We start from the raw sequence: 21,586 nt of genomic DNA, 5'->3' as shown, positions 1-21,586 counted from the left end.
CGGCGGTGACGGCCCCGACGGCCCCGGCGGCCCGGGCGGCCCCAACGGCCCCAACGGTGACGGCGAGGACGTGCCCCCCGGCGGCTGGAAGAAGCGCAAGCGGCGCCCCAAGCGCACCGGCTGGCGTCGCTTCGTGCCGTCCTGGCGCTGGGTGCTCGGCGGTTTCGTGCTCCTCGTGGCCGCGATCGTCGGCGGCTTCCTCCTCGGCTACTCGATGGTCAACATCCCGCCGGCGAACGCCCTCGCGACGAAGCAGTCCAACGTGTACCTGTACGCGGACGGCACGCAGCTCGCCCGCGACGGCGAGATCGACCGCGAGAACGTCACGCTGTCGCAGGTCTCCAAGGCCGGTCAGCACGCCGTGCTCGCCGCCGAGGACCGGGACTTCTACTCCGAGTCGGCGATCGACCCGAAGGCCATGATCCGCGCCGCGTGGAACACGGCCACCGGCAAGGGCAAGCAGTCCGGTTCGACGATCACGCAGCAGTACGTGAAGAACTACTACCTGGGCCAGGAGCAGACCGTCACCCGCAAGGTGAAGGAGTTCTTCATCTCGATCAAGCTGGACCGCGAGGAGAGCAAGGACCAGATCCTGGAGGGCTACCTCAACACCAGCTACTTCGGGCGCAACGCGTACGGCATCCAGGCCGCCGCGCAGGCGTACTACCGGGTGGACGCCGACCAGCTCGACCCGGCCCGCGCCGCGTACCTGGCGGCGCTGCTGAACGCGCCCAGCGAGTACGACGTCGTCGCGCACCCGGAGAACAAGAAGGCCGCCGAGGCGCGTTGGAACTACGTGCTCGACGGCATGGTGACCAAGGGCTGGATCACCGAGTCCGCGCGCGCCGGCATGAAGTTCCCGATGCCGAAGGAGGCCAACGCGTCGACGGGCATGTCCGGGCAGCGCGGTTACATCGTGACCGCGATCAAGGACTACCTGACCCAGAACAAGATCATCGACGCGGACGCGCTCGACGCGGGCGGGTACCGCATCACCACCACCCTGGAGAAGTCGAAGCAGGACGCCTTCGTGAAGGCCGTCGACGACCAGGTGATGTCCAAGCTCGACAAGAAGAGCCGCAAGGTCGACAACTACGTGCGCGCGGGCGGGGCCTCGGTCGATCCGAGGACCGGGAAGATCGTCGCGATGTACGGCGGCATCGACTACGTGAAGCAGTACACGAACGGTGCGACCCGGCGCGACTTCCAGGTCGGCTCCACGTTCAAGCCGTTCGTGTTCGCGTCGGCCGTGCAGAACGGCTCGAAGACGCAGAGCGGTCAGACGATCACCCCGAACACCATGTACAGCGGCACCAACAAGCGCCCGGTGCAGGGCTGGAGCGGGGGCGCCTACGCGCCCGAGAACGAGGACGGCGTCTCCTACGGCGACATCACCGTGCGGACCGCCACCGACAAGTCGGTCAACTCGGTGTACGCGCAGATGGCCGTGGACGTCGGCCCGGCCCAGGTGAAGCAGACCGCGATCGACCTGGGTCTGCCGGCGAACACCCCGGACCTTCAGCCGTACCCGTCGATCGCGCTGGGCACGGCGACCGCGAGCCCGCTGGACATGGCGGAGGCGTACGCGACCCTCGCCAACCACGGCAAGCGCACCACCTACACCATGGTCGAGAAGATCACGCGGGGCGGCACCAAGGAGATCAGGCTGCCCGCGTCGAAGACCGAGCAGGCGGTGAGCCGTCAGGCCGCCGACACCACGACGAACATCCTCCAGAGCGTCGTGAACAGCGGCACCGCCACCGCGGTCAAGGCCGCGGGCAGGCCGGCGGCCGGCAAGACCGGCACGGCCGAGGAGGACACGGCCGCGTGGATCGCGGGCTACACCCCCGACCTCGCCACCGTCGTCTCGGTGATGGGGCAGGACCCGGTCACCGCGGCGCACAAGTCGCTGTACGGGGCGATGGGACTGGCCCGCATCAACGGCGGCGGGGCGCCCGCGCAGATCTGGGCGCAGTACACGAAGGACGCCCTGGAGGGCACCCCGGCGAGCAGCTTCAGCCTGAAGCTCCAGCCGGGTGCCAACGAGACGCAGGCGCCGAGCACCGAGCCGTCGGCCACCTCCGGCACGACGGGCGGGACGACCACCGACGGCGGCACCACCACCGGCGGCGGCGACACCACGGGCGGTGACACCACCGGGACCACCGGCGGCGCCACCACCACCGACGGCGGGACCACCACCGGTGGCGACACGACGGGCGGGACCACCGGCGACACCACGGGCGGCGCCACCACGACCGACGGCGGGACCACCACCGGTGGCGACACGACCGGCGGGACCACCGGCGACACCACCGGCGGCGACACCGGCGACGGCGGGACCACCACGGGCGGCGACAACGGCGGGGGCGGCGACAACGGCGGCCTCACCGGTGGCGGGGGCCCGTTGGGCGTGGCCTACCGGCGGGAGTGATCCCGGCGGCGGGCGGGCGGACCTCCGGTCAGTGACCGGAGGTCTGCTCCAGGCCCACCACGGCGACCAGCAGCAGGCACACGAAGAAGATCCGCGCGGCGCTCGCCGGCTCGCCCTGGACGACCATGCCGTAGACGGCGGCGCCGACCGCGCCGATCCCGACCCACACGCCGTACGCGGTGCCCACGGGCACGGACTTCACGACGTACGACAGGAGCACCGTGCTGGCGACGACGCCGGCACCGGTGAGGACACTGGGAAGGGGACGGGTGAAACCGTCCGTGTAGGTCATGCCGACGGACCAGCCGATTTCGAGCAGACCGGCGACGACGAGCAGGATCCAGGCCATGACGGGCACCTCCGGAAGACGGACTCACAGGGGGTGCGTCGTCTTTGCCTGGTCCCGGTACGGCGCGTCTCGTCGGGCGTGCCGTCCACGCTAGCAAAGGACGCGGAAGGGGCCGGTGACGTGCGTCACCGGCCCCTTCGTCGTCCTCGCGCGCGGCCGTCCCGGCGTCAGAGGTACAGACCCGTGGAGTCCTCGGAGCCCTCGAAGCGGTCGGCGGCCACGGCGTGCAGGTCGCGCTCGCGCATGAGGACGTACGCGATGCCGCGCACCTCGACCTCGGCCAGGTCCTCCGGGTCGTACAGGACGCGGTCGCCGGGTCCCACCGTGCGGACGTTCTGGCCGACGGCCACGACCTCGGCCCAGGCCAGCCGCCGTCCGACCGCCGCCGTCGCGGGGATCAGGATGCCGCCGCCGGAGCGGCGCTCGCCCTCGCCGGCGTCCTGCCGTACGAGCACCCGGTCGTGCAGCATCCGGATGGGCAGCTTGTCGTGGGAGGTGCTGGGCTCATTGCTGTTGGCGCTCACGCCCCGAACCTACCTGCCCCCGGCGCGCACGGCGGCGGCCGGGTGGCACCGCGCGGAAAAGGGCGCCACGGGGGCGCCCTCTCCGTACCGCGACCGGGTGCCGGGCCCGGCTCCGCTCAGCGCCGGCGGCGCCGCGAGCCGACGACCAGCAGTCCGACCAGCCCGACGGTGACCAGGGCCACCGGCACGATGCGTTCGAGACGCGGTGCCCCCTGTTCGTCGGTGAACTTGCCCTTGACGTCGCCCACGACCCGGTTGACCCCGACGTAGGCACGTCCGAGGGTGTGGTCGATGCTGGAGACGACCTTGGCCTTCGCGTCGCCGACGACGGTCTTGGGGTGCACGCGCACCCCGATCTCGTCGAGCGTCTCGGCCAGCACGTCGCGGCGGCTCTTGATGTCCGCCTCGATCTGCGCCGGGGTTCTCGTGTCCGACGTTTCCGCCACCGTACGGCCTCCGAAGTCTGGTGATGCCTGTTGCGGACAGTCTGTCAGTTCTGCCGGGGACCGCATTGTCAGGACCCCCGATATGGTCCCCTACCCCCGTTACGCTCGGACGCGGCAACCCATCCGTGCCGTCATGCCGTAACGAGGAGAACCGAGCGATGACCGAGCGACTTCAGCCCGGGGACGTGGCCCCCGCCTTCACCCTGCCCGACGCCGACGGCAAGGAGGTGTCGCTCGCCGACCACAAGGGCCGCAAGGTCGTCGTGTACTTCTACCCGGCCGCTCTGACCGCCGGATGCACCAAGCAGGCCTGCGACTTCACCGACAACCTGGACCTGCTGGCGGGCGCCGGCTACGACGTCCTCGGCATCTCGCCGGACAAGCCGGAGAAGCTGGCGAAGTTCCGCGACCAGGAGTCCCTGAAGGTCACCCTGTTGGCCGACCCGGAGAAGAAGGTGCTGGAGGCGTACGCGGCCTTCGGCGAGAAGAAGAACTACGGGAAGACCGTGATGGGCACCATCCGCTCGACGTTCGTGGTCGACGAGGACGGGAAGATCGAGCACGCCTTCTACAACGTCCGCGCGACGGGCCACGTGGCGAAGCTCATCCGGGACCTGGGGATCTGATCCGACCTGCCGGGGTCCCGGGACCTCGGCACCCCGGAACCCCGGGCGCCCGGAAACGCGGAGGAGGACGCGGGGGCCCTGCCGGTACGATGTTGCCGCCGGCGGCGGTGGCGCAACGGCGACGCAGCAGACTTAGGATCTGTGGCCCCTGATCGGGCTTGAGGGTTCGAATCCCTTCCGCCGCACACGGACGGCCTGCGAAGTCCCCGACGGGACGCGCAGGCCGTTTTCCGTTCCGGGCGGCGCCACCGGCCCGCCCGCTCTCAGCCCAGCAGTTCGCGGACCACCGGGACCAGCGCGCGGAACGCCTTGCCGCGGTGGCTGATCGCGTTCTTCTCGGCCGGGCTCAGCTCGGCACAGGTGCGCGTCTCGCCCTCGGGCTGGAGCACCGGGTCGTAGCCGAAGCCGTTCGTGCCGGCCGGCGTGTACCGCAGGGTGCCGCGCAGTTGGCCCTCGACCACGCGCTCGGTGCCGTCGGGCAGGGCGAGCGCGGCCGCACAGGCGAAGTGGGCGGCGCGGTGCTCCTCGCCGATGTCGCCGATCTGGGCGAGCAGCAGGTCCAGGTTGGCGGCGTCGTCGCCGTGCCGTCCCGCCCAGCGGGCGGAGAAGATGCCGGGGGCGCCGTTGAGGACGTCGACGCAGAGGCCGGAGTCGTCCGCGACCGCGGGCAGACCGGTGGCCCGTGCGAGGGCGTGGGCCTTGAGGAGCGCGTTCTCGGCGAAGGTGACGCCGGTCTCCTTGACGTCGGGGATCTCGGGGTAGGCGTCGGCGCCGACCAGTTCGTGGGGCAGACCGGCGTCGGCGAGGATGGCCCGGAGTTCGGTGATCTTCCCGGCGTTGCGGGTGGCGAGGATGAGACGGCTCATGCCGTCCAGTATCCAGGGGCGGCCGGGCGGCCGGCCGCGTGGGCCGCCGGCCCCGGCGCCCGTCAGGCCACGAGGTGGCGGACCCGTTCCCACAGCTCCGGGTCCACCTCGCCGACGCGGCGGCGGAAGTCGGACAGCAGGACGCTGCGCAGCTCGTCGGTCTCCAGGTAGCTGGGGCGGCCCTGGGCGTCGCCGACGCTGCCGGCCGGGAGCGCGATGACGCCCGGACGTTCGTCGTGGTACTTGCTGGTGATCTTCGCGACGGTGGCCCGGCGGCCCTTCACCGACAGCACCAGACAGGGCCGGTCCTTGGCACCGGGGCCGTCCTCGAAGGGGACGTTGGCCCACCAGATCTCGGCGGCCCGGGGACGCCGGGTGCGGGCGCCGCGCGGCTCGGGGTGGCCCGGCGGCCGGGTGCGCGGGCGGGCCGGACGGCGGCCCCGCCCCCAGCCGTCGACGAGCGTGGCGATCAGGGCGAGGAGCATCACGGCCGCGAGCGCCAGCCACCAGGACGTGTCCATGGCGACGACCCTACCGGCGCGCGAGAAGGGTCGCGCGCCCCCTCTCGCGACTGTCCGCCCCCGGTCCAGCCGAACCGGTGACACCACAGGTGAGTTCGCCCACAACGGCCCCTGGCCGGGGAGCGACCCGCCGTTTCGCGCCTTACGCTCGACGGACCGCACGACCCCCGTCTCCTTCTCCGCCAGCGGAGGTTTCTGCTCCATGAAGCTCACCGTCGTCGGCTGCTCGGGGTCGTTCCCGTCCGCGGAATCGGCCTGCTCGAGCTACCTCGTAGAGGCCGACGGCTTCCGGCTGCTCCTCGACATGGGCAACGGCGCCCTCGGCGAGTTGCAGCGCCACTGCGGTCTCTACGACCTCGACGCCATCTTCCTCAGCCACCTGCACGCCGACCACTGCATCGACATGTGCGCCTACTTCGTCGCGCGTTACTACCGCTTCGACGGCGGCCGGTGCGACCCGATCCCGGTCTACGGCCCGGAGGGCACCGAGCAGCGGCTGACCACGGCCTACGCCGACACCCCCACCGCCTCCTCCATGAGCGAGGTCTTCGACTTCCACACGGTCAAGCCGTCCACGTTCGACATCGGCCCGTTCACCGTGCACACCGACCGTGTCGCGCACCCGGTCGAGACGTACGGCATCCGCGTCGAGCACGGCGGGCGTTCGCTCACGTACTCCGGGGACACGGGCGTCACCGACTCGCTGGTCGAACTCGCCATGGACACCGACCTGTTCCTCTGCGAGGCCGCGTTCACGCACGGCAAGGAGGACATCCCGGACCTGCACCTCAACGGCCGCGAGGCGGGCACGATCGCCACCCGCGCGCGGGCCCGGCGCATGGTGCTGACGCACATCCCGCCGTGGACCGACCCGGAGGTCAACGCCCGTGACGCGCGGGCGGTGTTCGGGGGTCCGGTGGAGCTGGCGGTGCCGGCGAAGTCGTACCGGGTCTGAGCGGTACGGGAGTTGCGCCGACGCGCGCGGAGGCCCCCGGAGCGATTCGCTCCGGGGGCCTCCGTCTGTGCCAAGTGCCGTGCCGGGGTTATGCCTTGGTGAGGTCCTCGACCTCTTCCTCCGGTTCACGGCCCGGAGTCTTGAGGTCGAACTTGATGATCGCGAACCGGAAGGTCACGTAATAGATGGCGCCGAAGACCAGGCCGATCGGGATGATCAGCCATGGCTTGGTGGCCAGATGCCAGTTGAGCGCGTAGTCGATGGCTCCGGCGGAGAAGTTGAACCCGTCGTGTACGCCCAGACCCCACGTCACGGCCATCGACACAGCGGTGAGCACCGCGTGCAGCACGTACAGCAGGGGCGCGATGAACAGGAACGAGAACTCGATGGGCTCGGTCACACCGGTGACGAACGAGGTCAGCGCAAGGGACATCATCATGCCGAGGACAGCCTTGCGGCGCTCGGGGCGAGCCGTGTGCGCCATGGCAAGCGCGGCGGCGGGGAGGCCGAACATCATGATCGGGTAGAAGCCCGACTGGAAGAGACCGGCGGAGGGGTCGCCGTGCAGGAACCGGTTGATGTCGCCCTGCCACACCACGCCGGCGGCGTCCTTGTAGTCGCCGATCTGGAACCAGGCCACGGTGTTGACGAACTGGTGCATGCCGATGGGGAGCAGCGCCCGGTTCACCGCTCCGAAGAGGGCGCCACCCAGCCAGCCGAGACCGGTCAGCCACTCGCCGAAGTTGGCGATGCCGTTGCCGATGGGCTCCCAGATCAGGCCGAAGAAGACACCCATGACCACGCCGACGAACGCCATGATGATCGGCACCAGGCGGCGGCCGTTGAAGAAGCCGAGCCAGTCCACCAGGCGCGTGCGGTGGAAACGCTGCCACAGCACGGCGGTGAGCAGACCCATGATGATGCCCCCGAGGACACCGGGGTCGTTGTAGGTCGCGGCGGTGTCCGCACCCTTGTTGATCACCGCCTCGGTGACCGGAAAGGCCTGGAGGACCTTGCTGTAGACGAGGAAGCCGACCACGGCCGCGAGGGCGGTCGAGCCGTCGGACTTCTTGGCGAAGCCGATCGCCACGCCTATGCAGAACAGGATCGGCAGGGAGCCGGTCAGCGCGCCACCCGCGTTGCCGAAGACGGCGGCAACCTTGTCCCAGCCCAGGCCGTCCGAGCCGAATATGTCCGGCTGTCCCAGGCGGACCATGATGCCCGCCGCGGGCAGGACCGCGATCGGAAGCTGGAGGCTGCGGCCGATTTTCTGCAGGCCCTGGAACAGGCCCGATCCCCTCTTCTTCTGCGCCTGTTGCGGCTCTGGCTGCGGCGCGGGGACCGCCGTGTCGGTGGCGGTGGTCATTGTTCCTCCATCGGGGGGTGGTCTACACCACTCAGTGGTGTAGACCATGTTTTAGCACGGTGAAGGCCGGATAAGGAACCCCCGATTCCCCCCATGATTCGCCCAGGGCGAAGCCGGTCGCACGACCCCCGCGGAGATCTCGCGGACGCACGGAAAGGGCCCCCGGACCAGTGGTCCGGGGGCCCTTCGGGATCAGGCCGCGCTCACGCCTTGGTGGTGTCCTCCACCTCGTCCTCCGGCTCGCGGCCGGGCGTCTTCAGGTCGAACTTCGTGATGGCGAACCGGAAGACGGCGTAGTAGACGACGGCGAAGCACAGCCCGATCGGGATGATCGCCCAGGGTCTCGTCGCCAGGCCCCAGTTGATGACGTAATCGATCAGGCCCGCGGAGAAGCTGAACCCGTCGTGCACCCCGAGGCCCCAGGTGACCGCCATGGAGACGCCGGTGAGCACCGCGTGGATCGCGTACAGCACCGGGGCGACGAACAGGAAGGAGTACTCCAGGGGTTCCGTGATGCCGGTGACGAACGACGTCAGCGCCACCGAGAGCATCAGGCCGCCGACCTCCTTGCGGCGGCCCGGCCGCGCGCAGTGGGTGATGGCCAGGGCCGCGGCCGGCAGCGCGAACATCATGATCGGGAAGAAGCCCGAGGTGAACTGGCCCGCGTTCGGGTCGCCCGCGAGGAACATGTTGATGTCGCCGTGCACCTCGGTGCCGTCGGGCTTGGTGAACGTGCCGAACTGGAACCAGACCGGCACGTTGAGGAACTGGTGCAGGCCGATCACCAGCAGCGCGCGGTTGGCGAGGCCGAAGATGCCGGCGCCCCACGAGCCGAGGTCGACCAGCCAGTCGCTGAAGGTCTCCAGACCGCTGCCGATCGGCGGCCAGATCCACAGGCACAGCGCGGCGAACAGGATGCCGACGAACGACATCACGATCGGCACCAGGCGGCGGCCGTTGAAGAAGCCGAGCCAGTCGACCAGCCGGGTGCGGTGGTAGCGGCGCCAGAAGTACGCGGCGAGCAGGCCCATCACGATGCCGCCGAAGACGCCGGGGTTCTGGTAGGTGAACGCCGTGACCGTGCCGTCGGTGACCTGGCAGCCGACCCCCGTCACCGCCTTGGAGCCCCCGGGGCAGTCCTCCGGGAACTGGCGCAGCACGTTGTAGTACACGAGGAAGCCGGCGAGGGCCGCCAGCGCGGTGGAGCCGTCGGACTTCTTCGCCATGCCGATGGCGACACCGACGCAGAACAGCAGCGGCAGGCCGAGCGTCCCGTCGAGCAGCGCGCCGCCCGCGCCCGCCATGACCTTGGAGACGTTCGTCCAGCCCAGCCCGTCGTCGCCGAAGATGTCCGGCTGGCCCAGCCGGTTCAGGATGCCCGCGGCGGGCAGCACGGCGATGGGGAGCTGGAGGCTGCGGCCCATCTTCTGCAGACCCTGGAACAGGCCGTTCCAGCGGATCCGCGCGGGACCGCCCGTGCCGGCGGTGCTGTCGGAGCTCATGCGCGTCCTTCCGGGACCCGGCGGGCAGGACCGGGGTTGGCGACCGTCCGTCAGGTGGTGTAGACCAGTCGACGGATGGCTCCGCCGTCGTGACCGCCTGCCGTGAACGCCATCATTCGGTACGCACGGCGTGAACGCTCGCGAAGCTGGGCCAACTGTGGGTTACTGCGACAAAGCTGTTCTGATCAGGGAGAAACGACATGGCCAGCAAGGCTGAGAAGATCGTCGCCGGGCTCGGCGGCATCGACAACATCGAAGAGGTCGAGGGCTGCATCACGCGCCTGCGCACCGAGGTGAAGGACCCCTCGCTGGTCGACGACGCCGCCCTGAAGGCCGCCGGTGCGCACGGTGTGGTGAAGATGGGCACGGCCATCCAGGTCGTCATCGGCACGGACGCGGACCCGATCGCGGCGGACATCGAAGACCTGATGTGACGTCGGGAACCTGATGCGGCCGACGGGGCCCCTCCCACCGCGGGACGGGCCCCGTCGCCGTCTGCGGATAGGCTCGGGCGCATGTCTCGAATCGACGGCCGCACGCCCGAACAGCTCCGCCCGGTCACCATCGAACGCGGCTGGAGCAAGCACGCCGAGGGCTCCGTCCTCGTCTCCTTCGGTGACACGAAGGTCTTCTGCACCGCCTCCTTCACGGAGGGCGTCCCGCGCTGGCGCAAGGGCACCGGGGAGGGCTGGGTCACCGCCGAGTACTCGATGCTCCCCCGCGCCACGAACACCCGCGGCGACCGTGAGTCCGTCAAGGGCCGCATCGGCGGCCGCACCCACGAGATCAGCCGGCTGATCGGCCGCTCGCTGCGCGCGGTGATCGACTACAAGGCGCTCGGCGAGAACACGATCGTCCTGGACTGCGACGTCCTCCAGGCCGACGGCGGCACCCGGACCGCCGCGATCACGGGCGCCTACGTGGCACTCGCCGACGCGATCACGTGGGGCCAGCACAAGAAGGCGGTCAAGGCGGGGCGCCGCCCGCTGACCGGCACGGTGAGCGCGGTGTCGGTGGGCATCGTCGGCGGGGTGCCGCTGCTCGACCTCTGCTACGAGGAGGACGTGCGCGCGGACACCGACATGAACGTGGTCTGCACCGGCGACGGCCGCTTCGTCGAGGTCCAGGGCACCGCGGAGGCCGAGCCGTTCGCCCGCGACGAGCTCAACTCCCTGCTGGACCTTGCCGTTTCGGGCTGCACCGACCTGGCCGCCATCCAGCGCGCGGCACTTGAGGGCGTCATCGAGAAGTAGCCGGACGGAAGCGGCCGGGCCGAGCACCCGGGCGCACGGCGGCGGCGGGGCGGTCCCGGAAGTCCGGAACCGCCCCGCCGCCGTCGCCGATTGCCGGACCCCTGGGTCCGACTCCCCTGCTCACGCCCAGAGTTGGCCGTGCAGGGTCTCGATCGCCTCTTCCGTGGTGGCCGCCGTGTAGACGCCCGTGGAGAGGTACTTCCAGCCGCCGTCGGCGACGACGAACGCGATGTCCGCGCTCTCGCCCGCCTTGACCGCCTTCTGGCCGACACCGATCGCCGCGTGCAGCGCCGCGCCGGTCGAGACGCCCGCGAAGATGCCCTCCTGCGCGAGGAGTTCACGGGTGCGGGTGACCGCGTCCGCGGAACCGACCGAGAAGCGCGAGGTCAGCACGGAGGCGTCGTACAGCTCGGGCACGAAGCCCTCGTCGAGGTTGCGCAGCCCGTAGACCAGGTCGTCGTAGCGCGGCTCGGCGGCCACGATGCTGACGTCAGGCTTGTGCTCGCGCAGGTACCGGCCGACGCCCATCAGGGTGCCCGTGGTGCCGAGGCCGGCCACGAAGTGCGTGATGGACGGCAGGTCGGCGAGGATCTCGGGTCCGGTCGTGGCGTAGTGGGCGCCCGCGTTGTCCGGGTTGCCGTACTGGTAGAGCATCACCCAGTCCGGGTGCTCGGCGGCGAGGTCCTTGGCGACGCGGACCGCCGTGTTGGAGCCCCCGGCCGCGGGCGAGGGGACGATCTCGGCGCCCCACATGCCGAGCAGGTCCCGGCGTTCCTGCGAGGTGTTCTCGGGCATCACGCAGACCATGCGGTAGCCCTTGAGCTTGGCCGCCATGGCCAGGGAGATGCCCGTGTTGCCGGAGGTCGGTTCGAGGATCGTGCAGCCCGGGGTGAGCCGGCCGTCCTTCTCCGCCTGCTCGATCATGTGCAGGGCGGGACGGTCCTTGACCGAGCCGGTGGGGTTGCGGTCCTCCAGCTTGGCCCAGATGCGGACGTCGGTGGACGGCGACAGCCGCGGCAGGCGCACCAGAGGGGTGTTGCCCACCGCGGCCAGCGGGGAGTCGTAGCGCATGGGTGCGGCGGGCCGGTCAGCGCATCCCGCCGGCGACGGCCGGCAGGATGGTGACGTTGTCGCCGTCGGCGACCTTGGTGTTGATGCCGTCGAGGAAGCGGACGTCCTCGTCGTTCAGGTACACGTTGACGAAGCGGCGCAGCTGCCCGCCGTCCACGATGCGGGCCTCGATGCCGGTGTGCCGGGTCTCCAGGTCGGCGAACAGCTCGGACAGCGTCTGCCCGGAGCCGTTCACCGCCTTCTCGCCGTCGGTGTACGTGCGGAGGATGGTCGGGATGCGGACCTCGATGGCCATGGCGCGGGGCTCCTGTCGGAAGAAGTCAGGTTCGGTGGGCGCGCGGCGGCGCCGGTGCGTCCTGCCGGACGCGGGTGGGGGCCGCGGCTCACGGCCGGGCGGCAGGGCGCAGCGTCAACAGATGGCGCTGGCGAGCCTGCACAGGTCGACGTGCAGCCGCGCCACGAGCAGGGCGCCCGGCGTCTTCTCGCTCACGTCGTGGAAAACCATGGGTTCATCGTATCGATTCCCGGTCCGGGTCCCGGAGTGTGATCTCGCATGGTGGATGAATCCCGACCGAACTGCGGGACGACTCCTCGGAGGGTGCCTCTCCCGCGCGGCGCGGGAGGGCGGTCGGCGGCGGTCAGTACGCCTCGACGAGGGTCACCTGCTCCTCGGTGACCTCGCCGTCCACGATGCGGAACGAACGGAACTGGAACTCGCCCGCGTCGTCGGCGTCGGCGGTCGAGACCAGGACGTAGTGCGCGCCGGGCTCGTTCGCGTAGGAGATGTCGGTGCGCGAGGGGTACGCCTCGGTGGCGGTGTGCGAGTGGTAGACGATCACCGGTTCCTCGTCCCGGTCGTCCATCTCGCGGTACAGCTTGAGCAGGTCACCGGAGTCGAACTCGTAGAAGGTGGGCGAGCGGGCCGCGTTCAGCATCGGGACGAACCGCTCGGGCCGGTCCGAGCCCGCCGGGCCCGCGACGACGCCGCACGCCTCGTCGGGGTGGTCCTCTCGCGCGTGGGCGACGATCCGGTCGTACAGGGCCTGCGTCAGGGTCAGCATGTCGGTCAGGATAGACAGGCACCCCGCGGCGGCGGCGAGGGGTGCGGGCCGCCCCGTACCGGTGGGTGGTACGGAACGGCCCGCATGCCGGACGCCCTGAGCGGCGGGCCGCCGGCACGACGAGGTCGCGCGCGGGCGGGCCGGGCGTCCGGGTCCGTGGCCCGGAGGGCGGGGTCAGCCGGTCTTCTCCAGGGCGGGTTCGCGGCGCGCGGTGACCTCCGGGCTGCGTACCCGCAGCACCAGCCAGCCGATCGTCAGCACGACGGTCCAGCCGAGCATCACGTAGAGGCAGACGCGGGCCTCGGAGTCGTACGCGATCAGGCACGTGACCAGGGCCAGGAAGCCGATCGCGAGCCGGCTGCACACCGCGCCTCCGGGTGCCGGGAACGACGACGCGGGCAGCCGCCCGGCGTCGACGGCACGGCGGTAGCGGACGTGGCTGATCAGGATCATCAGCCACGTCCAGATGCCGGCGGCGGTGGCGACCGAGGTGACGTAGCCGAACGCCTTCTCCGGGACGAGGTAGTTGAGGACCACGCCGATCGCCATGAAGGCGGCCGAGACGGTGATGCCGAGCGCGGGCGTGCGGGAGGCGGACAGCCGGCCGAAGGCGCGGGGCGCCTCGCCGTTGTCGGCGAGGGTGCGCAGCATGCGGCCCGTGGAGTACATGCCGGAGTTGCAGGACGACAGCGCGGCGGTGAGCACCACGAAGTTGACGATGCCCGCGCCCGCCGGGATGCCGATGACGGCGAACGCCTTCACGAAGGGGCTGACACCCGCGTCGAACTCCGTCCACCGCACGACGCAGAGGATCACGGTGAGGGCGCCGACGTAGAAGAGCGCGATGCGCCACGGCAGGGTGTTGATGGCCTTCGGGAGCGTCTTCTCCGGGTTCCGCGACTCGCCCGCGGTGACACCGACCAGTTCGACGGCGAGGTAGGCGAACATCACGCCCTGAAGGGTCATCAGGGACGAGCCGACGCCGTTGGGGAAGATGCCGCCGTACTCCCAGAGGTTGGAGACGGAGGCGGTGTCGCCCGCGGCGCTGAAGCCGAGGGTGAGCACGCCGAGCCCGGTCACGATCATGCCGATCAGCGCGGTGACCTTGACCATCGAGAACCAGAACTCGATCTCGCCGAACAGCTTCACCGAGATCAGGTTGGCCACGAACAGCACCACGAGGAAGACCAGCGCGGTCGTCCACTGCGGCACGGACGGGAACCAGTACTCGATGTAGATGGCGGCGGCGGTCAGTTCAGCCATGCCCGTCACCACCCACATCAGCCAGTACGTCCAGCCGGTGAAGTAGCCGAAGAACGGGCCGAGGAACTCCCGCGAGTACTCCGCGAAGGAGCCCGACACCGGCCGGTAGAGCAGGAGTTCGCCGAGCGCCCGCATGATGAAGAAGATGACGAGACCCGCGAGGGCGTACATCAGGACGAGGCTGGGTCCGGCCTTGGCGATGTTCGCGCCGGCTCCCAGGAAGAGGCCGACGCCGACGGCGCCGCCGATGGCGATCATCTGGACCTGGCGGCTGCCGAGCCCGCGCTCGTACCCCTCTTCGGGGGCGTCGCCCGCGGCCTCCGTGCCTTCGCTCTTGAAGGGGTGCGACGAGGTCATGTGGGGGTGCGCCTTTCTCCATGTCCGGCCCCGGCCGTTCGTCGGCCGCGGACCGGTCCCGATCCCCCCGGATGGTGATGGAGCTTCCGCTGCGGTGGAGCTGTCGCCCGCCGGCGGTCGGCCGGCACGGTGGCGCGCCGGGCGGGACAGGGGTGGCGTCCGCCGGGCGGTCGTGAAGATGTATCACGGCCCCGGCGGCGATCTCCCGTGCGACATGTGGCGGGCACCACAGGGAGAAGCGGACGAAAAGGGCCGGGAACCGCAGAGGCCGCGACGGCGGTGACGTGATCGTTATCCGGATTTGAGCGTCCTCTGAGCGGACACGGCCGGACACGGTCGCACGGATCGGACACGACGATGCCCGTGTCGCGCGGGACACGGGCATCGGGACGGAACGGGACGCGACGGGCGGAGCGGGCCGGGCGGCCGGTTACGGCATCAGCGTCTCGACCAGGGTCTCCTGGAGCCCGCCCAGCCACAGGTACGCCATCACCATGGGCTTGCGCGGGTCCTCGTCCGGGAGCCGGTAGAGGAGCGCGGCGTCGTCCTCGTCGGCGACCTCCAGGCGGGTGCCGATCGCCAGACGCAGGTCGTTCAGGGCGCGCAGCCACTGCTGGGACTGCTCCGCGGTGAGCCGCAGCAGCGCCTCGCCGTCGTCGGCGGTGAGCGCGTCCAGCGTGCCGATCACGGCGAGGACGTTCTCGCGCTTGGCGGCCCGCAGGTCGTTCTCGGTGAAGCGGCGGAACTCGGCGGAGTGCGCGCGCCGTTCCTCGGCCGCCTCCGCGGACGGCGGCGCGCCCCCGGGGTCGGTGTAGGCGTCGGGGAACAGCCGCAGCAGCACCGGGTCGGAGGGCGGCTTGCTGGGCCCCTCGGCGAACAGTTCGGCGAGCGGGTCGCCGGAGGCGTCCTCGGCGGGGCCGGGACCGATCAGCTCCAGGAGCTGGACGGCGAGCGACCGGATGATGGAGATCTCGACGTCGTCGAGAGCGACGGCCGCGCCGCCGCCGGGGAGCGGTTCGAAATGTCCGGGCATGGGATCTTCTGGGATCTTTCGCTGCTGGGCGGTCGCCGGGAGGCGATGGGGTGCGGGGCGGTGCGGTGCGTGGCACGCGGTGCGGGCCGGGTGGGGCACGCGGGCCGCGGCGCGGCCTAGTTGCGGTCCTGCTGGAGGGTCGCCCACAGGCCGTAGCCGTGCATGGCCTGCACGTCGCGCTCCATCTCCTCGCGGCTGCCGCTGGAGACGACCGCCCGGCCCTTCTGGTGGACGTCGAGCATGAGCTTGGTGGCCTTGTCCTTGGAGTAGCCGAAGTACGTCTGGAAGACGTAGGTCACGTAGCTCATGAGGTTCACCGGGTCGTTGTGGACGAGGGTGATCCAGGGGACGTCCGGCTCGGGGACGGCGAAGGTCTCCTCCGCCGGCTCGGTGCGTTCGATCTCTGCGGGAGCGGGTGACGTCACACCGCCCATGCTGCCACTCGAAGGGGTTCCGCGCACAAACGAGGGCCCGCCCGGCCGGTATTCGTCAGAATGACGAAATGGGGGTAGCATCCGCCGCATGAACACAGCGGACCTTGGGCTGCCGGTGGATGTCCCCTCGACGGCTCTCTTCACGGATCACTACGAGCTGACGATGCTGCAGGCGGCGCTCAACGGCGGTACCGCCGAGCGCCGTTCGGTCTTCGAGGTCTTCACCCGGCGGCTGCCCGAGGGCCGCCGCTACGGGGTGCTGGCCGGCACCGGCCGCGTCCTGGACGCGGTCGAGAACTTCCGCTTCGACGCGGACGTCATCGGCTTCCTGCGCGAGCGGAACGTCGTCGACGAGCGGACCCTGGAGTGGCTCTCCGCCTACCGCTTCGGCGGCGACATCTGGGGCTACCCGGAGGGCGAGGTCTACTTCCCCGGCTCCCCGGTGCTGCGCGTCGAGGGCTCGTTCGCGGAGTGCGTGCTCCTGGAGACGGTGATCCTGTCGATCCTCAACCACGACTCCGCGATCGCCGCCGCCGCGTCCCGCATGGCGTCCGCCGCCGGTGACCGGCCGCTGATCGAGATGGGCGCCCGGCGCACCCACGAGCTGGCCGCCGTGGCCGCCGCCCGCGCCGCGTACGTCGGCGGCTTCGCGACCACCTCGGACCTCGCCGCCGGCTTCCGGTACGGCATCCCGACGGTCGGCACCAGCGCCCACGCCTTCACCCTCGTGCACGACAGCGAGCGCGACGCGTTCCGCGCCCAGGTCGACTCGCTGGGCCGGGGCACGACCCTGCTCGTGGACACGTACGACGTCGCCGAGGCGGTCCGCACCGCCGTCGAGGTCGCCGGGCCCGAGCTGGGCGCGGTGCGCATCGACTCCGGGGACCTGCTGCTCGTGGCCCACCGGGTGCGCCAGCAGCTCGACGCGATGGGCGCGGTGAACACCCGCATCACGGTCACCTCGGACCTCGACGAGTACGCGATCGCCTCGCTGGCGGCGGCGCCCGTCGACGGGTACGGGGTGGGCACCCAGCTCGTGACCGGGTCCGGGCACCCGACGTGCTCGATGGTCTACAAGCTGGTCGCGCGCGCCGAGTCCGCCGACCCGGCCGCCCCGCTGGTGCCGGTGGCGAAGCGGTCGAGCGGCGGCAAGACGTCCATCGGCGGCCGCAAGTGGGCCGCGCGGCGGCTCGACGCGGACGGGACCGCGGTCGCCGAGGTGATCGGCACCGGGCCGGTGCCCGCCGACCTGGCGGACCGGCAGCTCCTCGTCGAGCTGGTCAAGGGCGGCGAGGTGGTCGCCCGCGAGTCGCTGGACGTGGCGCGCGACCGGCACGCGGCGGCCCGCGCGAACCTGCCGCTGTCGGCGACGCAGCTCTCGCGCGGCGAGCCCGTCCTCCCGACGGAGTACGTGAACCTGCGCTCGGGTAGCTAGGACCTGTCAGCCGCCGCCCCCGTCGACCGCCGGCCGCCCCGCAGGGGCGGCACCGATCCCCAGCCGAAGGACACCGACCATGCGCCGCGCCTTGATCGTCGTTGACGTGCAGAACGACTTCTGTGAGGGAGGCAGCCTCGCGGTGACCGGGGGCGCCGACGTGGCCGCCGCCGTCACCGAGCTGGTCGGCCAGGCGCCCGCCGGGTACCGGCACGTGGTGGCCACCCGCGACCACCACATCGCCCCCGGCGGACACTTCGCGGACAACCCCGACTACGTGCACTCGTGGCCCGCGCACTGCGTCGCCGGCACCGAGGGCGTCGGCTTCCACCCGAACTTCGCGCCCGCGGTCGCCTCGGGCGCCGTGGACGCGGTCTTCGACAAGGGCGCCTACGCGGCGGCCTACAGCGGCTTCGAGGGCACCGACGAGAACGGCACCTCGCTGGGCGACTGGCTGCGGGCCCGGGACATCGACGAGGTCGACGTGGTCGGCATCGCCACCGACCACTGCGTACGGGCGACCGCGCTCGACGCCGTGCGCGAGGGGTTCCGTACGCAGGTGCTGCTGGACCTGACGGCCGGAGTGGCCGCGGGCACCACCGAGCGGGCCCTGGAGGAGATGCGGGCGGCGGGCGTGGAGCTGTCGGGCAAGGCGGTCGTCTGAGCGGGCTGCCGTCCCGCCGCGGAGGCCCTGGCGGGTGGGCGGCGCGGCCTTCACGGACCGCGAGCACCCCGTGCCCTTCCGTCACCTCCGCACCGGGCGCCCCCGCCGGCCCCGCGCGTCCGTCACGCGGCGGACGTGTCCGTCACGCCGGGGCCGCCGGCCGTCGGAGCAGGGCGCGGATCGGGTGCCACAGCTCCAGCGCCAGGGCCGGCTCCGGGCCGCGTGCGGCGACGGCGGCGGCCGGGCTCCCGGGGACCGTCGCCGGGCAGGGGCCCGGATCGGGGTCGGTGCGCCAGATCAGGCCGTCGGGGTGGTGCAGGACCGCCGTGATCTCGTCCGGCGTCGGCGGCGCCGCGTTGCCCCGCAGGTAGACCGCGCGCAACCCGAGGTTGCGCAGCCGGGTCAGCGCGCGGGCCCGGTTCCCGGCGTGCACGAGCACGCGCACCCGCCCCGCGGCGGGCCCCGCGGGCCCCGGGCTGGGCAGGTTCAGGGCCACCACGACGCTGCCTGTCGGCAGTCTGCAGAAACCTCCTGCGGCCATTCGGTCACACCCCCGTGCGCATCGATGTCGGAACGGTGTCAATAACGGAACCACTGGACGCACCTAAACACGATCGGCGGCAACCCGCTAGAGGGGTTGCCGCCGATCATGGCTTGACCTGCGAAAACGCTGGTTACTTCTTCGCCGGGCCGATCTCCAGGCTCACGGTCGAGTGGTCCCACGACTCGTTCGTGATCTTGATCTGGGTGTTGGTGTCAGTGATCTTGACACCACCGGCCGGGTTCGTCGGGTCGTAGTAGGTGTTCTTGCGGTCGTTGAAGACCGAGACACCGGGCTGCGACTTGATCTTGACCGCCACGTCCGCCTTGTGGAGCGTGAGGGCGTCCGTGCGCTCCAGGGTGAACGGCGAGTCGTAGGCCTGGAAGCGGTTGCGCATCAGCGTGCCGTCGGTCCACTTCAGGGCCGTCGGGTGGGAGTCGATCGGGAGGATCAGACCGGTTCCCGGGTGCACGCTGGTGTTGTTGTCCGGCTGCGAGGTGTCCCACTTCCAGATCAACAGGCCGTTCTGGTACGGGAAGTGCTCGACCCAGTCCGGACGCGTCGTCGAGAAGCCGAAGTTGTACGGGCCGACCTTCAACGTCTTGTCGTAGGAGACGTACTGGCGGTTCTCCGCGACGTAGTACTGCGCGTAGTCCTTGGTGAACGAGGCGCCGACGCGGCTGAATCCGTCCGCCGTCCACGCGGCGTCCGCGGCCTCCGCGTCGTCCGAGAACACGGTGGCGCCGTCGGCGGTCACGGTGATCTCGTCGGCGGTGAAGCCCTTCTGCGCCACGCCGCCGTCGGTCTGGTAGCGGAAGCGGAGCTGGATGTTCTTGCCGGCGTAGGCGTCGAGCGGGTACGACAGCTTCGCGTACGCGTCGATGGTGCCGGTCAGGGCGGGCTTGTCGCTGGCGTCGCGCGGGATGGGCTGGCCGTCCACGGTGCCGTCGACGGCCGTCCAGGTCGAACCGCCGTCGGTGGACACCTCGGTGTAGAGGTAGTCGTAGCCCGACTCGATGTCGTACCAGCCGTCGAGGTCGAGGCTGGCGGACGTCTTGCCGGTCAGGTCGACGGACCGGGTCAGGGTGTTGGAGAGGTCGTCACCCTGGCCGCTCCACCACTGGGTCGAGCCCTGCGCCGGGGTGACCACCTCGGTGGTCACCGCCTTGTCCGGCAGCGAGACCACCAGCGCCTGCGGGTTCTTGGTGTTGTACTCCGCGACGCCCAGCTTGGTCTTCGACTTCTTGCCGGCCACGGCCGTGTCGTAGTTGAGCCAGCCGAGCTGGAGCTTGTCCCAGGCGTTCATGTCGCCGGGCAGGTTGCCGATGGCTTCCTTGCCGGTGCCGAGCCAGGAACCGGAGGACATCAGGGTCCAGAAACCGGTGGAGTTCTCGCCGCCGTTGGTGTCGTACTCGTCCGGCAGACCGAGGTCGTGGCCGTACTCGTGCGCGAAGACACCGAGTCCGCCGTTCTCCGGCTGGATGGTGTAGTCGCCGACCCAGATGCCGGTGTCGCCGATCTGCGTGCCGCCGAGCTTGTTCTGCTCGGGGCCGGTGGCACCCGCGTCGGTGCCGAACGCGTACCAGCGGTGGGCCCAGATCGCGTCCTCGCCCTGCGCGCCGCCGCCCGCGGACTCGTCCTCGCCGGCGTGCACGAGCTGGAAGTGGTCGATGTAGCCGTCGGGCTCGTTGAAGTTGCCGTCACCGTCGTAGTCGTAACGGTCCCACTGGTCGTACTGGGCCAGGTCCGCGGATATCTCCGCGGAGGTGGCGCCTGCCGCCTCCTGGTCGGCGACCCAGGCGTTGACGCCGTCCTGGACCGCGTTCCAGGCGCAGGTGTCACAGCTGTTGGAGCCGTAACGCGCCTCGTTGTAGGGGATCTTGACCCAGTCGGTGACCTCGCCGTCGACCGAGTAGCGGCCCGAGGACTGCTTCTCGTAGTACTTCTTCAGCGACTCGGTGTTCTTGCCGGTGCCGAAGTAGAGGTCCTGGTAGTGGGCCTGGTTGTAGTCGGCCAGCCAGTCCGTGCTGTTGTCCTTGCTGCGGTCCGGCTGGGCGATCTGGTTGTGCAGCGGGCCCGGGGTGCCGCCGTAGCGGCTGTCGATCTGGTCGCCGAACTCGACGAGGATCGTGAAGATCTTGTCGGTCTTCTCCCGGCCCAGTTCGACGTACTTGGTCTTTCCGTTCTTGCCCTTCAGGCCGACGACCTTGGAGCCGTTCTTCTCCTTGGCCGTGGCCCGGCCGGATATGACCTGGTTCAAGGCCTCCTGGCGCTGGGCGTCCTGCGTCTTGCTCAACGGGCCGTCGAGGTCGTGCTCGCGCTGCGTGTCCGACTGCGGGTCGTGTCGGTCGACAGTGGCGGCCTTGGCCGTGGTTCCGGCCTCCGCAACGGCGAACGTGGAGAACGTTGCCGTAGCCGCCGCGAGCGCCACACCGATCGTGGCGACTCTGAATGTCCAGGGTCTGCTGGTCACTTGAGTTCCTCCCCCGCGTCCGCGCGCGCGGCAGGGCGGTCCCGGCAGGTGGGAAGTCCGCGCGCACCCGATCAACGCGTGTAGTCAAGTGACGACATTTGACTAGAGGTTTGCGAGAAAAGACAGACCTTGACTTGCACAGGTCAACTGCACTATGCGGAGCGGGAGTTCGCTTTACCCGAGGCGGCCGCTCGCTCAACAGGCGCGCCCAGCAGGGCACTTGTCCAGGGGCATGACCCTGTGCGCCCCCCGTGCACCCGTACCGTGGGTTAGGTCACGCTTACCAGCTGTTCCCCTCGGGCATTCAGCTCAATAGAGTCGATCGGCGCGACGACCGGTTCACGGCGGAATGCCGGGCCGGCCCCCCGTCCCACCCCCAATATCTCGTCCGCACCCTCCCCCCACGCGAGAG

The 21,586-nt window shown here is 70.7% G+C and carries 23 protein-coding genes, 1 tRNA gene and 1 riboswitch; of the genes, 8 read left to right on the top strand and 16 right to left on the bottom strand.

Annotation, left to right across the window (positions count from 1 at the left end):
• Positions 1-70 precede the first annotated feature (70 nt).
• Positions 71-2,434: a transglycosylase domain-containing protein gene (locus tag ACFZA0_RS00625; protein WP_391011737.1), complete on the top strand. Its 2,364-nt coding sequence runs from the start codon at positions 71-73 to the stop codon at positions 2,432-2,434.
• 28 nt (positions 2,435-2,462) lie between these two features.
• Here ACFZA0_RS00625 and ACFZA0_RS00620 read toward each other — a convergent pair whose 3' ends face one another.
• From ACFZA0_RS00620 to ACFZA0_RS00610, 3 genes are all read right to left on the bottom strand, one after another.
• Positions 2,463-2,783 carry an SMR family transporter gene (locus ACFZA0_RS00620; protein WP_391008973.1) on the bottom strand — a complete coding sequence of 107 codons (321 nt, stop codon included), beginning with the start codon at positions 2,781-2,783 and terminating at the stop codon, positions 2,463-2,465.
• Positions 2,784-2,815: 32 nt separating this feature from the next.
• A riboswitch (guanidine-III (ykkC-III) riboswitch) is annotated at positions 2,816-2,879 on the bottom strand.
• Between the two features lie 71 nt (positions 2,880-2,950).
• Complete coding sequence (locus ACFZA0_RS00615) at positions 2,951-3,253, bottom strand: GroES family chaperonin (RefSeq protein ID WP_391011734.1); 303 nt, start codon at positions 3,251-3,253, stop codon at positions 2,951-2,953.
• A 170-nt stretch (positions 3,254-3,423) separates the two neighbouring features.
• Positions 3,424-3,753, bottom strand: coding sequence for a DUF3618 domain-containing protein (locus ACFZA0_RS00610; RefSeq protein ID WP_391008970.1), 330 nt, complete (start codon positions 3,751-3,753; stop codon positions 3,424-3,426).
• Between the two features lie 158 nt (positions 3,754-3,911).
• On the opposite strand from ACFZA0_RS00610, the gene bcp reads away from it, so the two are divergent.
• Together bcp and ACFZA0_RS00600 are read left to right on the top strand one after the other, a co-directional pair.
• Complete coding sequence (gene bcp, locus ACFZA0_RS00605; RefSeq protein WP_391008968.1) at positions 3,912-4,379, top strand: thioredoxin-dependent thiol peroxidase; 468 nt, start codon at positions 3,912-3,914, stop codon at positions 4,377-4,379.
• Between the two features lie 101 nt (positions 4,380-4,480).
• Positions 4,481-4,564, top strand: a tRNA-Leu gene (locus ACFZA0_RS00600).
• A 78-nt stretch (positions 4,565-4,642) separates the two neighbouring features.
• On the opposite strand, the gene rdgB is transcribed toward ACFZA0_RS00600, so the two are convergent.
• A complete protein-coding gene (rdgB, locus tag ACFZA0_RS00595) occupies positions 4,643-5,245 on the bottom strand; it encodes an RdgB/HAM1 family non-canonical purine NTP pyrophosphatase (RefSeq protein ID WP_391008965.1) in 603 nt (200 codons plus the stop codon).
• A 62-nt stretch (positions 5,246-5,307) separates the two neighbouring features.
• Positions 5,308-5,766 carry a type II toxin-antitoxin system PemK/MazF family toxin gene (locus ACFZA0_RS00590; RefSeq protein ID WP_391008962.1) on the bottom strand — a complete coding sequence of 153 codons (459 nt, stop codon included), beginning with the start codon at positions 5,764-5,766 and terminating at the stop codon, positions 5,308-5,310.
• Positions 5,767-5,968: 202 nt separating this feature from the next.
• Between ACFZA0_RS00590 and ACFZA0_RS00585 the strand changes: the two genes are divergently transcribed.
• Positions 5,969-6,721, top strand: a complete 753-nt coding sequence (locus tag ACFZA0_RS00585; protein ID WP_391008959.1) for an MBL fold metallo-hydrolase — start codon at positions 5,969-5,971, stop codon at positions 6,719-6,721.
• A gap of 88 nt (positions 6,722-6,809) precedes the next feature.
• Here the strand turns inward: ACFZA0_RS00585 and ACFZA0_RS00580 are convergent, their stop codons facing one another.
• Both ACFZA0_RS00580 and ACFZA0_RS00575 read right to left on the bottom strand, forming a co-directional pair.
• Entirely contained in the window at positions 6,810-8,087 is a 1,278-nt protein-coding gene (locus tag ACFZA0_RS00580) for a PTS transporter subunit EIIC (protein WP_391008956.1), read from the bottom strand.
• A 203-nt stretch (positions 8,088-8,290) separates the two neighbouring features.
• Positions 8,291-9,589 carry a PTS transporter subunit EIIC gene (locus ACFZA0_RS00575; protein ID WP_391008953.1) on the bottom strand — a complete coding sequence of 433 codons (1,299 nt, stop codon included), beginning with the start codon at positions 9,587-9,589 and terminating at the stop codon, positions 8,291-8,293.
• Between the two features lie 200 nt (positions 9,590-9,789).
• On the opposite strand from ACFZA0_RS00575, the gene ACFZA0_RS00570 reads away from it, so the two are divergent.
• Positions 9,790-10,023 carry a glucose PTS transporter subunit EIIB gene (locus ACFZA0_RS00570; protein ID WP_383270207.1) on the top strand — a complete coding sequence of 78 codons (234 nt, stop codon included), beginning with the start codon at positions 9,790-9,792 and terminating at the stop codon, positions 10,021-10,023.
• A gap of 81 nt (positions 10,024-10,104) precedes the next feature.
• Positions 10,105-10,842 carry a ribonuclease PH gene (rph, locus tag ACFZA0_RS00565; RefSeq protein WP_391008949.1) on the top strand — a complete coding sequence of 246 codons (738 nt, stop codon included), beginning with the start codon at positions 10,105-10,107 and terminating at the stop codon, positions 10,840-10,842.
• 120 nt (positions 10,843-10,962) lie between these two features.
• On the opposite strand, the gene ACFZA0_RS00560 is transcribed toward rph, so the two are convergent.
• The 7 genes from ACFZA0_RS00560 to clpS form a co-directional block, all read right to left on the bottom strand.
• On the bottom strand, positions 10,963-11,913 hold the full coding sequence (locus tag ACFZA0_RS00560; RefSeq protein ID WP_391008946.1) for a cysteine synthase: 951 nt from the start codon (positions 11,911-11,913) through the stop codon (positions 10,963-10,965).
• Between the two features lie 16 nt (positions 11,914-11,929).
• A complete protein-coding gene (locus tag ACFZA0_RS00555; RefSeq protein WP_391008943.1) occupies positions 11,930-12,208 on the bottom strand; it encodes a MoaD/ThiS family protein in 279 nt (92 codons plus the stop codon).
• A gap of 114 nt (positions 12,209-12,322) precedes the next feature.
• Positions 12,323-12,418, bottom strand: a complete 96-nt coding sequence (locus ACFZA0_RS00550) for a putative leader peptide (RefSeq protein ID WP_309504872.1) — start codon at positions 12,416-12,418, stop codon at positions 12,323-12,325.
• A gap of 133 nt (positions 12,419-12,551) precedes the next feature.
• Positions 12,552-12,974 (bottom strand): Mov34/MPN/PAD-1 family protein, encoded by a 423-nt coding sequence (locus ACFZA0_RS00545; RefSeq protein ID WP_391008939.1) that lies wholly within the window; start codon positions 12,972-12,974, stop codon positions 12,552-12,554.
• 174 nt (positions 12,975-13,148) lie between these two features.
• Positions 13,149-14,594, bottom strand: coding sequence for an amino acid permease (locus ACFZA0_RS00540; protein ID WP_391008936.1), 1,446 nt, complete (start codon positions 14,592-14,594; stop codon positions 13,149-13,151).
• A 430-nt stretch (positions 14,595-15,024) separates the two neighbouring features.
• Positions 15,025-15,627, bottom strand: coding sequence for a DUF2017 family protein (locus ACFZA0_RS00535; RefSeq protein WP_391008934.1), 603 nt, complete (start codon positions 15,625-15,627; stop codon positions 15,025-15,027).
• A gap of 116 nt (positions 15,628-15,743) precedes the next feature.
• On the bottom strand, positions 15,744-16,061 hold the full coding sequence (gene clpS, locus ACFZA0_RS00530; RefSeq protein WP_391008931.1) for an ATP-dependent Clp protease adapter ClpS: 318 nt from the start codon (positions 16,059-16,061) through the stop codon (positions 15,744-15,746).
• Between the two features lie 88 nt (positions 16,062-16,149).
• Between clpS and ACFZA0_RS00525 the strand changes: the two genes are divergently transcribed.
• Together ACFZA0_RS00525 and ACFZA0_RS00520 are read left to right on the top strand one after the other, a co-directional pair.
• Entirely contained in the window at positions 16,150-17,496 is a 1,347-nt protein-coding gene (locus ACFZA0_RS00525; RefSeq protein WP_391008928.1) for a nicotinate phosphoribosyltransferase, read from the top strand.
• Positions 17,497-17,575: 79 nt separating this feature from the next.
• Positions 17,576-18,160, top strand: a complete 585-nt coding sequence (locus ACFZA0_RS00520) for an isochorismatase family protein (RefSeq protein WP_391008925.1) — start codon at positions 17,576-17,578, stop codon at positions 18,158-18,160.
• A gap of 142 nt (positions 18,161-18,302) precedes the next feature.
• Here the strand turns inward: ACFZA0_RS00520 and ACFZA0_RS00515 are convergent, their stop codons facing one another.
• Positions 18,303-18,701: a hypothetical protein gene (locus tag ACFZA0_RS00515; RefSeq protein WP_391008922.1), complete on the bottom strand. Its 399-nt coding sequence runs from the start codon at positions 18,699-18,701 to the stop codon at positions 18,303-18,305.
• Positions 18,702-18,834: 133 nt separating this feature from the next.
• Positions 18,835-21,174: an immune inhibitor A domain-containing protein gene (locus ACFZA0_RS00510; protein ID WP_391008919.1), complete on the bottom strand. Its 2,340-nt coding sequence runs from the start codon at positions 21,172-21,174 to the stop codon at positions 18,835-18,837.
• Positions 21,175-21,586: the final 412 nt, after the last annotated feature.

This window comes from Streptomyces sp. NPDC008150, assembly GCF_042956945.1.
Classification (GTDB): domain Bacteria; phylum Actinomycetota; class Actinomycetes; order Streptomycetales; family Streptomycetaceae; genus Streptomyces.
This window is presented reverse-complemented; position numbering and strand designations above follow the sequence as displayed.

Bases quoted from the DNA above. Each gene is read 5' to 3' on its own strand.
- ACFZA0_RS00520 (WP_391008925.1), top strand. From the start codon at position 17,576: ATGCGCCGCGCCTTGATCGTCGTTGACGTGCAGAACGACTTCTGTGAG.
- ACFZA0_RS00535 (WP_391008934.1), bottom strand. From the start codon at position 15,627: ATGCCCGGACATTTCGAACCGCTCCCCGGCGGCGGCGCGGCCGTCGCT.
- ACFZA0_RS00585 (WP_391008959.1), top strand. From the start codon at position 5,969: ATGAAGCTCACCGTCGTCGGCTGCTCGGGGTCGTTCCCGTCCGCGGAA.
- ACFZA0_RS00570 (WP_383270207.1), top strand. From the start codon at position 9,790: ATGGCCAGCAAGGCTGAGAAGATCGTCGCCGGGCTCGGCGGCATCGAC.
- bcp (WP_391008968.1), top strand. From the start codon at position 3,912: ATGACCGAGCGACTTCAGCCCGGGGACGTGGCCCCCGCCTTCACCCTG.
- rdgB (WP_391008965.1), bottom strand. From the start codon at position 5,245: ATGAGCCGTCTCATCCTCGCCACCCGCAACGCCGGGAAGATCACCGAA.
- ACFZA0_RS00575 (WP_391008953.1), bottom strand. From the start codon at position 9,589: ATGAGCTCCGACAGCACCGCCGGCACGGGCGGTCCCGCGCGGATCCGC.
- ACFZA0_RS00555 (WP_391008943.1), bottom strand. From the start codon at position 12,208: ATGGCCATCGAGGTCCGCATCCCGACCATCCTCCGCACGTACACCGAC.
- ACFZA0_RS00515 (WP_391008922.1), bottom strand. From the start codon at position 18,701: ATGGCCGCAGGAGGTTTCTGCAGACTGCCGACAGGCAGCGTCGTGGTG.
- ACFZA0_RS00560 (WP_391008946.1), bottom strand. From the start codon at position 11,913: ATGCGCTACGACTCCCCGCTGGCCGCGGTGGGCAACACCCCTCTGGTG.
- ACFZA0_RS00545 (WP_391008939.1), bottom strand. From the start codon at position 12,974: ATGCTGACCCTGACGCAGGCCCTGTACGACCGGATCGTCGCCCACGCG.
- ACFZA0_RS00525 (WP_391008928.1), top strand. From the start codon at position 16,150: ATGAACACAGCGGACCTTGGGCTGCCGGTGGATGTCCCCTCGACGGCT.
- ACFZA0_RS00580 (WP_391008956.1), bottom strand. From the start codon at position 8,087: ATGACCACCGCCACCGACACGGCGGTCCCCGCGCCGCAGCCAGAGCCG.
- rph (WP_391008949.1), top strand. From the start codon at position 10,105: ATGTCTCGAATCGACGGCCGCACGCCCGAACAGCTCCGCCCGGTCACC.
- ACFZA0_RS00620 (WP_391008973.1), bottom strand. From the start codon at position 2,783: ATGGCCTGGATCCTGCTCGTCGTCGCCGGTCTGCTCGAAATCGGCTGG.
- clpS (WP_391008931.1), bottom strand. From the start codon at position 16,061: ATGGGCGGTGTGACGTCACCCGCTCCCGCAGAGATCGAACGCACCGAG.
- ACFZA0_RS00615 (WP_391011734.1), bottom strand. From the start codon at position 3,253: ATGCTGCACGACCGGGTGCTCGTACGGCAGGACGCCGGCGAGGGCGAG.
- ACFZA0_RS00550 (WP_309504872.1), bottom strand. From the start codon at position 12,418: ATGGTTTTCCACGACGTGAGCGAGAAGACGCCGGGCGCCCTGCTCGTG.
- ACFZA0_RS00540 (WP_391008936.1), bottom strand. From the start codon at position 14,594: ATGACCTCGTCGCACCCCTTCAAGAGCGAAGGCACGGAGGCCGCGGGC.
- ACFZA0_RS00590 (WP_391008962.1), bottom strand. From the start codon at position 5,766: ATGGACACGTCCTGGTGGCTGGCGCTCGCGGCCGTGATGCTCCTCGCC.